Genomic DNA, 12587 nt, shown 5'->3' on the forward strand with positions numbered 1-12587 from the left:
ATCGGCAATAACCTAAAAAGGACGTTTTCATAACGTCCTTTTTATTTGATGTATCGCCATATAAATCGGCATTTCTATTCATCGATTTTTATTCAAAAACATGTTTTAAATCCTTAGGTAAGCCCTGCGCTGTTTCCATTTGACCTTGACTATTTTTCCAGACTAAAGCTGGTGTGGCATAAAAACCATATTTATTCATCATTTCTTCATTCGATTCCAATTTTTCTGCAAGATGCGCTGGAATCGGTTTTAATTCTTTCAATTTTTGTTTCCCCTTCGCCGCATTAAATGCTTCAAAAACCTGCTGTGGATTGGATGCAGCCAGAAGCGTGGCAGCCTGTCCTCGGCTTTCCGCACGGATCACCCCAACTTGGATATGGCGCAGTTGCACCTTACCTGCTTTGACATAAGGACGGGCTTTTTCCCAAAACGTATGACAATACGGACAGTTTGGATCAGAGAAGACATAAATAATCCGTGGTGCTTTGACATTACCATCCTGAATCCAAGCCGATTTTTCCAGACTTTTCCAAACCTCATCCAGAACCGATTGTTTGACATGCGTATTCAGCGCATCAACGGTTAAGTTATCCCCCTTGGCATTGTGCAAATCCCCAACAATATAATATTTATTGTCATTCGAAATAAAAACAGTCATTGGATTTTGTTGCATATGTCCAGCCCAGCCTGTCATTTGGGCAGGTGCTTCAATTTGTTTAACAAAGCTAAATCCGTCTTTTTCCAGTTTCTGCTTGATGGTCGGGACTGCGGCAAATCCTTGCGCTGTAGAGCATGCGAGAGCAATAGCAGCTAAACGTTTAAGATTCTGGTTCATTGAGAAGATACCTCATGTAGTTGAGTCATTTTTTGCAGATATTGTTTCAGCATTGCAGGACTGAGTTCCCCCATATGCTGCTCTACAAGTTGCCCCTGAGCATTGAAAAATAAAGTACTGGGCATACCATACATCTTCATCTGTTGAGCCATTTCACCATTTGGATCGGCTAAAACATTTTTAAAGTTGAACTGGTGCTGGCTGAGATAATTTTTAATGACATCCGTAGCTTCACCTTGATTGATCATGACAAAATGGATATCTGGATAATCTTGTTGTGCTTGGTACAACACAGGCATTTCTCGATGACACGGCGGACACCAGCTTGCCCACAAATTAATCACTGTAGCTTGCCCAATAAATTGGGTTAAAGCCTGTGGCTGTTGTTGCAAGTCATGAAAACCAAGTGCAGGATATTCTGCTTGGACTTGAAAAGGTTTAAGTAACGCTAGGCTTGCAAGTTGTACCGCAACAAAAACCAGTAAACTACTGCCTAGCATCTTGTACTTTAAAGCGCGATTTTTCCAAATAAACCACACAGCAGCGGTCACCATGCCCGCATAGGGGCTAAAGCCTTTATCCTGAATCTTGATGATGTCGATCGGATGTGAAAAGTAGGCATCCGCATGTATCAGTACGAAAACGACTCTTGCTGCAATCAACCCAATCAATACAGCTGACCAAAGCGAATCTTTATAATGCTGCCAGACATTTTCAGAGCATTGATTCTTTCGACTGAGGTATATTCCCCATAAAAATACAGCGAGCCATGCCAGTAAAATGCTCAGCAATGACCATGGCAGAATAAATCCACCGATATGTAGTGCTTCTGAAGACATCATCATGGTTGCACTCCAGACAGTTGCTTAACATTCTGAACCAACTGATGGGCAGTAAATGTGCCAGTTAAACGTAAATTTCGCAGTTCCTCATGCTGTTCATTCAGGAATAAAACTGTTGGCGGCCCTAAAATTTGACGTTGCTTTAAAATTAGGTCTTGAGACGCTTCATAATGGGTTAAATCCAATTTAATTCTGACAACATTGGCAATGGCGGCTTGTACCTCTACTGATGGAATCACTTGACGTTCAATCGGCTGACAAGCAACACACCAATCTGCATAAACATCGATTAGAACTGGCTGATCAGGATGAGCTGACAAGGCTTGCTGTAACTCTTGTTGATTTCTCACCACAATCCATTGATGTAAGCTGGACACCTGTTGTTGACTCAAAGATGATAGTGCAAGATGTGCGTGCCATGTGCCTGTTGCAGCCACAACACCAATCACAGCAAGTATCAGCAATCGATGCGTTAATTTCATGATGTGTCGCAGAATTGTGATTAAGTATCCTGCAGCGACAAACAGTACAATGGCAAAAGCAGAATGATAGATTGCATTTCCCAGTAATGGACGAGCAAAATAAATCGCCATTGCCAGCATTACAAAACCAAAGCTAAATTTTAATCGCTCCATCCATAATCCAGGTTTAGGTAAATACTTTGCCCCAAATACACTGGCAATAAACAAAGGAATTCCGATTCCCAGACCCATCAAGAATAAGTAAAGCCCACCTAACCAGCCATGTTCAAGTTGTGAAACATAAAGTAAAGCGCCTGCAAGTGGCGCACTCATACATGGGCCCACGATTAAAGCCGATACTGCCCCCATCACACCCGCACCAATAAAGGTTCCACCCTTCTGTGATTGTTGCAGCCGATCTAGACGTTGTAATAAGGCCTGAGGTAAAGATAATTGATAAAGACCAAACAGGTTCAATGCAAACACAATAAACATCAGTACAAATAGGCTGATGAAAACTGGGTTTTGAAACCAGCGCTGAATATTAAAGCCAAGCTGAGCCACCACCAATCCCATCAACGCATAGACCAATGCCATACTGACCACGAAGGTGATCGCAATTAATGCAGCGCGGTGTCCTTTCTTCTGCTGAACTAAAATTCCTGAAAGAATTGGAATTAAAGGCAAGGAACACGGTAAAAATGCCAATAAGATGCCAAGCCCCAAGAAAACAATGATATTGATCCAAACGGTTTGGCTAGACAATAAATGCAGAAAAAACTGATCATTATTCCAGTCCTGTTTGAAACTTTGCTCAGATATCGATTGAGCAAGAGAACTCGATTGCGCTGCTGAAACAACGCTGCTATTGCTGTCATTCTCTATGACATTTTCAATCTGGTCTGCATCCGACAGCTCAGCCTTTTGCTGAACATTTTCAGCATCAGTAAGGGCTGGTACTGCTTTCGGCGCGATTGGTGCTGTTTTTGCAGGCTCATCGCGCAGAACTGAATCTGGTGTGGTCTTTTGCGGTGTTTGCGCTAAAAGTGCCAAATTGGTTTGAGAAGATACGGGCTTAGTCTGTGGTAACAAACCAGTGTCGTCCGTCTGAATCGTCATTCGTTGTACAGGATAACAAAGCCCGTCATCGGCACAGCCTTGCCATTGAATCTGGTATTGTTGATTCGGCTGTACCTTAAATTCCGCAGTCACGTTATTGTAGTGGACATCGGTTAGGCCAAAGGTAGGGTCATCTTTTTGCTGTCCTTTCGGCAAATTTAAGTGAATATTTTTCCCATTCGCAATGACTTTGAATTGATCATGATAGAGATAATATTTGGGGACAATGTCCCATTTTAATTCTGCAGTATCTTTAGAAATAGAACTGGCTTCAAATTTAAATGCTTGATCTGGCGGCAGAAAGTCTGAAGCAGCCCATGTGCCACTACTTAGCCCAAGAAATAGAGCGGTTAAAAAATGAAATCGCATAACAATAGGTCTAAAATTTAATATGCAGGCATTATCAAATAGACAAAATTAAGAGAACATTAACAGCTGTATTTGTTTGTAAAATGAGTACACTGATTGAGGAAAAGCCATGTTTGTCGTACTTGTTGAAGATGACCCCTATATCGCACAAGGGATTGTCGCCGCACTGGATTATCTAAATATTTCGGTTGAACATGTCAATACTGCCAAAGCTGCGGATTATTTTATTCGAAACAGCGCGGTGGATTTATGTTTATTGGATTTGGGCTTACCCGACCAAGATGGATTGGAACTCTTACAGACATGGCGAAAAGCGGGTTTACACGTACCTGTCCTTGTTCTTACAGCACGTAATCAAACGCAGCAATGTGTTGAAGCCCTCAATACAGGTGCGGATGACTATCTGACCAAACCTTTTGATTTGCCTATTTTGATTGCCAGAGTCCATGCTTTAGCAAGACGGAACCGCGGCTATTCCTCGAACATCTTACAGATAGGCGATTTAAAACTGCATCAAGATACGCAACAAGCCTATTACCAAGATCAATTGCTCAACCTCTCTCGCCGTGAATACAGCTTGCTTGAAACGTTTATGCTCTACCCAAACCAGATCCTTAAAAATGAGCATCTCATTGATAAAGTTTATGGTTTTCAGGACAGTATCGAAAGTAATGCAATTAATGTCCATATTTACCATTTAAGGCAAAAAATTCACCCAGACATCATTCAAACCATTCGGGGTGTAGGTTATCTGTTCAAAGTGCCTGAGCAAAGCATATGAAAAATTACAGTTTAAAATGGCGATTAGTCACCACGATTTGCTTTGTATTTATTCTGCTGTGGTCTTTGGTATTTTATTGGCTTTATGTCGATCTGGAAAAACGCCTACAGCAGACCTTAGATGAGCGGCTTTCAGCTTCAGCATTAATGGTTGCCCATTTAATTCAACAACTCCCAGTTGATCAAATCATGAATAGCTTGGATTCCGTACAACAAAAACATAATCCGCAAAATTTAATCGTCTGTGAGGTTTCACTTTCGAGTTATGACCCTGCAGAAGACCAACAAGTTTTAGTAAGAACCCAAGGTTCACCCAGTTTAACCAGCAGAAAAGCAGGCTTTAGTACTTGGCAGGAAAATGGCATTGATTGGCGTAGTTATGTCCTGCAAAAGGGCCAAATCCGGGTCGTCACTGCGGAAAAATTACAACTACGCTACTCCTTGCTCAAACAAATTTTACAATCTGTGCTGATGCCTTTAATCATTACTTTAATTCTATGTATTCTTCTGATCTTATGGATTATTCGTGTCGAGTTTCTGCCACTGGATCACATTGCACAACGCCTGAGAAAACAACAAGACCAACATTCTTCAGCAGCAGCAACCGATCTACTCGATTTAAACACTGAAAATATCCCAAAAGAAATTCAACCCTTTGTAGACAGCATATTCGCGCTTGTACACAACTTGCATCAGAGCCTGGAAAATGAAAAAAGCTTTAGTGCATTTGCTGCACATGAACTACGTAGTCCGCTCACTGCCATTAAAACCCATGTGCAGTTAAGTAAATTGATGCTGATGCAGTCTGGGCAGGATCAGCAAAAGCTGCTGAATAATTTAGAACAAGCAGAATTCAGCATCCAGCGATATGAACAACTTTTGGAACAATTACTCTTGTTAAGTAAAACAGAGACACTTGTTCAACCAGAGCTGAATAGAGTCGATGTTACTGTTAGCCTCAAACAGGTGATCAATGAACTTGAGCAAAAATATCACGACCTACCACAGCAATTAGAAGTTGATTGGAATAGTTTATCTCTACTCAACCTCCCTGATGAAGCTCTAAAGATTGTGCTTAAAAATTTAATTGAAAATGCGTATTTACACGCGAAAGCCCCAATTCAAATCTATATGCAAACACATGATTTAGTGATTAGTGATACAGGTCATGGTTTAAATGACCATGATCTTAGTTTACTTACACAACGATTTTGGCGTAAATCTGCACACAACAACGGTCATGGACTCGGGTTAGCATTGGTAAAATTGTTATTGGAAAAACATGGCTTCACAATCAGGTTCAGCCAAAATTCCCCCAATGGTCTTAAAGTGGTCATTTCTCCATGATAACAAAGCGAAATGACCACACAGATAAGACACTAGCGCATAGTAACAAACTCTTCGGCTGAGGTTGGATGAATTGCAACTGTATTATCAAAGTCTTTCTTGGTTGCCCCCATTTATAAGGCAACAGCAAAACCTTGCAGAATTTCATCCATCCCAAAACCTATGCCATGAATACCCACGATTTTTTCCTCCTCACCGACACAAACCAATTTCATTTTGGTCGGTTGACGATGTTGAGTAATGGCACTATACATGGCAGTGAACGAGGAGTTATAGACTTTTACCGCTTGCTGGCCGTATTGTTCAACCGCTTCTTTTTCAGTGATCCCCACCGTTCCAATCGGTGGATGGCTAAACACCACGGTTGGAATATTGTCGTAGTCTAAATGCTCATCTGGTTTCTGACTGAAGAGTCGTTCAGACAGTCTACGTCCAGCGGCAACCGCGACCGGTGTTAGTTCCATTTTCCCCGTAATATCTCCGACAGCATAGACACCTTTTTGTGAGGTATTCTGGAATTTATCGACTTGAATATAACCACGATCATCCAACTGAACATTGGCTTTGTCCAAGTTTAAACGTGCAGTATTGGGTTCTCGACCCGTTGCCCAGATCAGACAATCTACGCTATGGCTTTCACCATTTTCTAAATGCAGCACGACTGAACCATCCACATTTTTTGTGACTTTTTCAGGTACGGCTTGGCTATGTACAGTGATGCCATCGGCTTGCATGACCTCAACCAAAGTTTCACTCAAAAACGAATCAAAACGTCTTACAGGTAAATCTTTACGAATAAACAATCCAACCTGAGAACCTAAAGCATTCAGCACACCCGCCAATTCAACTGCAATATAACCTGAACCAATCACTGCGGTGGTTTTTGGTAAAGCACTTAATTCAAAGAAGCCATTCGAATCTATACCATATTCAACCCCATCTATTTTAGGTAATGAAGGCTGTGTCCCTGTTGCAATTAAGATATGATCCGCTGTAAATCGCTCACCGTTGACTTCAATGGTATTTTTATCAATAAAATATGCTGCCCCATGAATCAAATCAACTTGATTCTTGCTTAGGCTATTTTGATAAGATTGATGAATTCGATCAATATAGGCCTGCCGATTCTTGATCAAAATCTGCCAATCAAATGACTCGACTTTACTGTTAAAGCCATAATCAGGTCCATACTTTTGAATCGATTCAGCCACATGAGCTGCATACCACATGACTTTTTTAGGAACACAGCCCACATTGACACATGTTCCACCAATCTCTGCTTTTTCGATCAATGCACATTTTTTACCATACATTGCCGCACGATTAACCGATGCAATTCCACCACTCCCACCACCAATCGCAATATAATCATAATGTTTTGTCATCATCGCCTCATAAACTAATTACTAGATTATTTTTAAGTTATACATAGATATACAGCAAGAAAATTTAAAATCCTTACTTGGTTAAAGTTTTAATACAAGAAAATAAAAAGGCACTGATGATGACTCATCAGTGCCTTACTTTTGGAAGGCTTCTTGGATTATTCAGTGGTCACAACTTCAATCTGAGCCTGTTGCAAAGATTGATCGACTACACCAAATTTCTTAAATAGTTTTGCACGACGCTTTGGATAAATATTGGCTTTGTTTAAATCACCTTTGTAGTGATCAAAGACACGCTTATCCATCATTTTTGACCATAGTGGTGGAATTAATGCAGGTAATAACATACTTGCATAACCACTTGGCAATTCAGGCGCTTCATCAAAATGACGTAACGCTTGGAACGGACGCGTCGGATAAGCGTGATGATCAGAGTGACGTTGTAATTGATACAAGAATAAATTGGTCACAATATTATTATTGTTCCAGCTATGCTCTGGCATGGTCCGCTCATATTTACCATTCTTGTCTTTTTGGCGTTTTAAACCATAGTGCTCGATATAGTTAATAATCTCAAACAAGCTAATGCCATAGAATGCTTGAGTCGCTAAATAAGGAATAACCCCTTTACCAAACAAACCAACCATCGAACCATGGAAAGCCGCACTCATCCCCCAGCCTTGCAACAATTCATTGTCCTTTGACCAGAATTCTTTGCCTTTACGTTTTAAACGAGTCGTTTCAATTTCAATTGCTGATTTGAAAGAGCCAATGACCGTACGTGGCCAAAACTCATAGAATGTTTCACCCATTTGTGAAGATGCTGGATCTTCAGGTGTCGCAGCACGTTTATGGTGACCATAAGGATGTTCAATACGGAAATGGTTATATCCGGTTGGTACCAACGCCAAATGTGAAAGGATATGATCAATACGATCAGATTTATGACTCAACTCATGTGCAGTATTAATGGCAATCCCGTTGATGGCACCCATTGAAATCCCTAAAAAGATTTTATCAATGAAAGACGTTTCTTTACGACTGGTTAAATAACATGCATAGACATTGGCTGCATATTGCAAAGGAATAAAGCTTTTCACCAATCGAGAATAATATGGGTCTTTTTCAAGTAATCGAATATCTTCATCAGTTGGGTTATTTGCATCTTTACCAATAATGGTATCAATCGTTGGAATCACAATGTGCAAAACAATTGGGCCGCCTAAAGCAAAGATTTTCTTCAATGGACGTGGTGCAAATTGATAACCTGCTAAAATACCAATTCCGATTACAGGCAAAGCTGGGCTAATGGCCCATAAATAACGTTTACGATCTAATTCAGTTTTTGACTTTGGAATGCTTACTGGCGTAAGTTCTTGCTCAACATTTACTGGCGCATTCATCATCGAATCCATGTCTTTGTATATATAAGTATATTTTGAGGAATTATGAAATTCATGACAGTTGCAAGCGTCCAAAAAACCTATGTCAAAGTCTTTGGCATCATCCACCCTGTTTTTGTCCTATAAACACATATTGAGTTATTGGCTCAGCTCTCTATAATTTAAATGAATACATCGTTAAAAAATCATATGGATGCTTTAAGTAAAATATTTGCTGATATTCATTTAAATCACACTGAATATATCTACTTGAAAACTCAAGGAGAATGGAGTTTTATCTGCCAAGATCAAACCGCCTTAATTGTTCATATTGTTTTAGTTGGTTCTGTTTTCATTCAAATTGACGCGCAAAATAGTTTAACTGCACATGCAGGTGAAATTGTGGTTATTCCGTCTGGAAAAGCACATACAGGTGCAGATAATACAATTACTAAACTAATTGATGCCGTTGATATTTCAAAGCTGTTCGATGGTCATAAAGAAGAAGCCATCGAATTCGGCACTCAGTCATCCGAAAAAAATCTGATTCTAACAATACGTTGCCAAATTGACACCATTATGGCCAAGCCTTTTATTCAGGCTTTGCCATCAATTATCCACCTTCAACATGGCGATACTAATGCACCAGAATGGTTACAAATCGGCTTGCATTTTTTAGCTTTAGAAACCCAAAATATCCAAGCAGGACGCGATATCATCATTGATCATCTGGTAAATATCTTATTGATCAAATGTATTCGAGATCATATCCAACAGATCTCGACTCAACATGGTTGGCTCAGTGCACTCAACCATCCTGAACTGAGTAATAGCCTTGCTGCAATCCATAATCATCCTGAAGATGCTTGGACAGTTGAATCATTGGCAGAACAATGCTGTATGTCGCGCTCAAAGTTTGCCAGCCTCTTCCATGAAGTAATTGGTGAGTCTCCTCTCGCCTACTTACAACAGCATCGTATGCGCTTAGCCAGCCAGTATCTACGTAAAAGTAATTATTCTGTACAGCAAATTGCCAATAAAGTTGGCTATTCTTCAGAAACAGCGTTTAGTCAGGCATTCAAGCGAACCTTTGAACACTCTCCGAAGCAATATCGTCAGCAGTTTGTTGAACAAGAAAGTTAAAGTTATAAAAAAAGACACCGCGGTGTCTTTTTTCTTTTCTGCTCAGTTATTAACGCACAATACCGCGTGTTGATTGTTCTAACGAATCAATAAACAGTTGCGCTTCAGGTGTTTTTACTAGAATTTCATTACGAATTTGTTCAATTGCCTGTTCTGTCGTTAGACCAGATTTATAGATCAGCTTATACGCTTCTCTTAAACCTTGAATGGTATCTCTAGACCAGCCCTTACGACGCATTCCTTCGATATTCATACCAAAGGCACGTGCAGGATTACCAGAAGCCATAATATAAGCAGGTACATCTTTAAGAATTAAAGCAGCTCCGCCGATCATGCTATAAGAGTCAATCTTACAGAATTGATGAATGCCCGCATTACCACCAACAATCACGTGGTCGCCAACATGAACATGCCCAGCGACACCCACATTATTGGCAAAAATATTATAGTTCCCAATAACACAGTCATGTGCAATATGTGTATTCACCATTAATAGGTTATGGCTACCAATCTTGGTCAAACTATGATCCTGAACAGTACCGCGATGCAAGGTACAATGCTCACGAATCGAATTATGATCGCCAATTTCTAACCAAGTTTCTTCGCCTTGATATTTTAAATCTTGGCAAATCTCCCCAATACTTGAGAATTGGAAAATATCATTATTTTTACCAATTCTCGTAAAACCACCAATAACAACATGTGAATGTAATTTTGTACCAGAGTCAATACTTACATTTGGACCTACAATACAATATGGACCAATTTGTACATCAGAAGCGATTTCTGCAGACGGGTCAATAATTGCTGTAGGATGTATTAAATTTTGACTACTCATGTCTGCTCTATTTTCTGGTGGGAAATAATAATCTCTGCTGTCGCGGCAACCTTACCATCGACACTAGCGGTACAATTGTACTTGTAAATACCGCGTTTTTGCATCACAAGTTCAGATTTTAAGATAAGCTGGTCACCTGCAACAACTTGTTTTTTAAACCTGATTTTTTCAGCACCCGCAAACAGGAACAAAGAACCTGCTTTCGGCTTTTGATTTGTAAGTACAAAACCTAATATACCAGAGACTTGTGCCAAAGCTTCAATAATCAGCACGCCTGGCATAATTGGGTAAGTTGGGAAATGCCCTTGCAAAAACTCTTCGTTAATCGAGACGTTTTTATAACCGACAATGCTATTCTCAGTTACTTCAGTAACACGATCAACAAGTAAAAAAGGATAACGATGCGGTAAATATTCACGAATGGTAAGAATATCCATAGGTAATTCAGGCATTGTGAATGATGGTAATGTAGACTCAGTCATAATAAATTATTTACGTAACTTAAGGGTTGATTCAAGGGACTCTAATTGAGCTTGCATATGATCAAGCCTTTTGGCGATTTGGGTCAATGGCACATCTGCTAATTGTCTTAAGCGCACAATCGTCTTTTTCCAGTGACTATTTTCAAAAAGTCCCATGCCAGAAGAATATGTTCCAGCTTCAGAAATATTTTTTGTGACCATTGACATTGCTGTAAGTGTCACGTTATCTGTAATTTCAAGGTGCCCAACCACACCTGAAGCACCACCCATGATACAGTTTTTGCCAATTTTCGCACTTCCTGCAATTCCGCAATTGGCGGCAATGGCAGTGTTCTCTCCAATTTGAACATTGTGAGCAATTTGCACAAGGTTATCAATAATGACACCATCTTCTAAAATTGTGTCATCGAGTGCACCGCGATCAATACTACAATTTGAACCAATACGAACATCATTTCCAATACGAACCGAACCAAGTTGAGCGATACGATGCCACTTCCCTTGATAAGGAGCAAAACCAAAACCTTCAGTGCCGATCACCGTATTGGCATGAATGCGAACACGGTCTTTTAATTTTGCGGCACCTGTTATAGTAACATGGGCATCAATAAAGCAATCTTTTCCAACTTCGACGTCATCATCAAGAAAAGCATGAGCTTGAATAATGGTATTGTTACCCACGACACAGTTTTCACCGATGACAACATAGTGCCCTATATAGGCATCATCAGCGATAATTGCAGATGGATGAATTCGAGCCGTACTCTCAATGCCGCAATGAGTTATCTTTTTTTCAAATAAATGTGTAAGTGTGGCAAATGCCAAATAAGGATTATCAACAACAATAAAATTTTGTTTGTTTAGAAGCTGCTGTTTAAGTGCCGCAGTGACAATATATACACCAGCGTGACTTGCTTCAGCTGCCGCCAAATATTTTTCACCATTTACAAAACAAATATGCTGTTTTTCTGCGTGTTCTAAACTTGCCAAATTAGAAATTTGGAAATTCTTCTCACCGAAATACTCACCTTTGACAAGGTGAGCAATTTCTTCTAAACGATAAGTACGTCTATTCATTGATTATTTAATAGCATTGACCTTTTGGATCATTTTATCAGTTAAATCATACTGTGCGTCAGAGGCAATCGTAGAATTTTTATTTAAAATAAAGTCTAAATTACTTTCTTTACGCAATTGTTCAGCAGCTTGCTTCACACGTGACTCAAAAGTGGTATTCATCGCCTGTAGGCTTGACTGAACTTTTGTCTGCAAGCCTTGTTGAGTCGAATTAAATTCACTTAATTTTGCTTGATATTGAGCAGTAAGTTTCTGAATATCAGCCTGATTCATTTTTTGACCGTCAGTCTGTGCTTTTTGCTGCAAAGATTCGAGTTCTTTACCCAATTGCTCCAGTCGAGTCGAAGTTGGTTTAACTGACTGAGTTAGGCTCGCATTTTGTTGTTTTAGATAAGTACTGCTTTCAACAACTTTCGCTAAATCAACCACACCAAGTCCTGCAGCATTTACAGACGCAGAAACCGTGAATCCCAAACCTAACATGAGCATTGTTAATGTTTTCATTATTACATCCTTTATATATGTTA

11 protein-coding genes and 1 pseudogene are annotated in these 12587 nt (G+C 39.8%); 3 read left to right on the forward strand and 9 right to left on the reverse strand.

Annotated elements, in window-relative coordinates; translation table 11 throughout:
* Positions 1-88: 88 nt before the first annotated feature.
* Genes dsbG through dsbD form a run of 3 tightly spaced genes read right to left on the reverse strand, consistent with a single transcriptional unit; the run spans position 89 to position 3626 of the window.
* Complete coding sequence (gene dsbG / locus A7P55_RS16675) at positions 89-835, reverse strand: thiol:disulfide interchange protein DsbG (protein ID WP_171552972.1); 747 nt, start codon at positions 833-835, stop codon at positions 89-91.
* On the reverse strand, positions 832-1680 hold the full coding sequence (locus tag A7P55_RS16680; RefSeq protein WP_171552973.1) for a TlpA disulfide reductase family protein: 849 nt from the start codon (positions 1678-1680) through the stop codon (positions 832-834). Before A7P55_RS16680 ends, dsbG begins: the two co-directional genes overlap by 4 nt.
* Positions 1677-3626 carry a protein-disulfide reductase DsbD gene (dsbD, locus tag A7P55_RS16685; protein WP_171552974.1) on the reverse strand — a complete coding sequence of 650 codons (1950 nt, stop codon included), beginning with the start codon at positions 3624-3626 and terminating at the stop codon, positions 1677-1679. The genes A7P55_RS16680 and dsbD overlap by 4 nt, the downstream gene beginning before the upstream one ends.
* 109 nt (positions 3627-3735) lie before the next feature.
* On the opposite strand from dsbD, the gene A7P55_RS16690 reads away from it, so the two are divergent.
* Together A7P55_RS16690 and A7P55_RS16695 are read left to right on the forward strand one after the other, a co-directional pair.
* Positions 3736-4407: a response regulator transcription factor gene (locus A7P55_RS16690; protein WP_171552975.1), complete on the forward strand. Its 672-nt coding sequence runs from the start codon at positions 3736-3738 to the stop codon at positions 4405-4407.
* Positions 4404-5753 carry an ATP-binding protein gene (locus A7P55_RS16695; protein ID WP_171552976.1) on the forward strand — a complete coding sequence of 450 codons (1350 nt, stop codon included), beginning with the start codon at positions 4404-4406 and terminating at the stop codon, positions 5751-5753. The genes A7P55_RS16690 and A7P55_RS16695 overlap by 4 nt, the downstream gene beginning before the upstream one ends.
* 32 nt (positions 5754-5785) lie before the next feature.
* Here A7P55_RS16695 and gorA read toward each other — a convergent pair.
* Both gorA and A7P55_RS16705 read right to left on the reverse strand, forming a co-directional pair.
* Positions 5786-7138, reverse strand: a pseudogene (gene gorA / locus A7P55_RS16700) (glutathione-disulfide reductase).
* 158 nt (positions 7139-7296) lie between these two features.
* Positions 7297-8541: an alkane 1-monooxygenase gene (locus tag A7P55_RS16705; protein WP_171552977.1), complete on the reverse strand. Its 1245-nt coding sequence runs from the start codon at positions 8539-8541 to the stop codon at positions 7297-7299.
* A 189-nt stretch (positions 8542-8730) separates the two neighbouring features.
* Here A7P55_RS16705 and A7P55_RS16710 point away from each other — a divergent pair, with 189 nt between their 5' ends.
* Positions 8731-9663 carry an AraC family transcriptional regulator gene (locus tag A7P55_RS16710; protein WP_171553279.1) on the forward strand — a complete coding sequence of 311 codons (933 nt, stop codon included), beginning with the start codon at positions 8731-8733 and terminating at the stop codon, positions 9661-9663.
* A 49-nt stretch (positions 9664-9712) separates the two neighbouring features.
* Here the strand turns inward: A7P55_RS16710 and lpxA are convergent, their stop codons facing one another.
* Genes lpxA through A7P55_RS16730 form a run of 4 tightly spaced genes read right to left on the reverse strand, consistent with a single transcriptional unit; the run spans position 9713 to position 12564 of the window.
* Positions 9713-10501, reverse strand: a complete 789-nt coding sequence (gene lpxA, locus A7P55_RS16715; protein ID WP_171552978.1) for an acyl-ACP--UDP-N-acetylglucosamine O-acyltransferase — start codon at positions 10499-10501, stop codon at positions 9713-9715.
* The gene (gene fabZ / locus A7P55_RS16720) at positions 10498-10983 is read right to left on the reverse strand and encodes a 3-hydroxyacyl-ACP dehydratase FabZ (RefSeq protein WP_171552979.1); all 486 of its coding nucleotides are present in this window, start codon (positions 10981-10983) and stop codon (positions 10498-10500) included. The genes lpxA and fabZ overlap by 4 nt, the downstream gene beginning before the upstream one ends.
* 6 nt (positions 10984-10989) lie before the next feature.
* The gene (gene lpxD / locus A7P55_RS16725; RefSeq protein ID WP_171552980.1) at positions 10990-12060 is read right to left on the reverse strand and encodes a UDP-3-O-(3-hydroxymyristoyl)glucosamine N-acyltransferase; all 1071 of its coding nucleotides are present in this window, start codon (positions 12058-12060) and stop codon (positions 10990-10992) included.
* A gap of 3 nt (positions 12061-12063) precedes the next feature.
* Entirely contained in the window at positions 12064-12564 is a 501-nt protein-coding gene (locus A7P55_RS16730) for an OmpH family outer membrane protein (RefSeq protein WP_004807405.1), read from the reverse strand.
* Between the last annotated feature and the right edge of the window lie 23 nt (positions 12565-12587).

This window comes from Acinetobacter sp. Ac_5812, from assembly GCF_013072695.1.
GTDB lineage: Bacteria > Pseudomonadota > Gammaproteobacteria > Pseudomonadales > Moraxellaceae > Acinetobacter.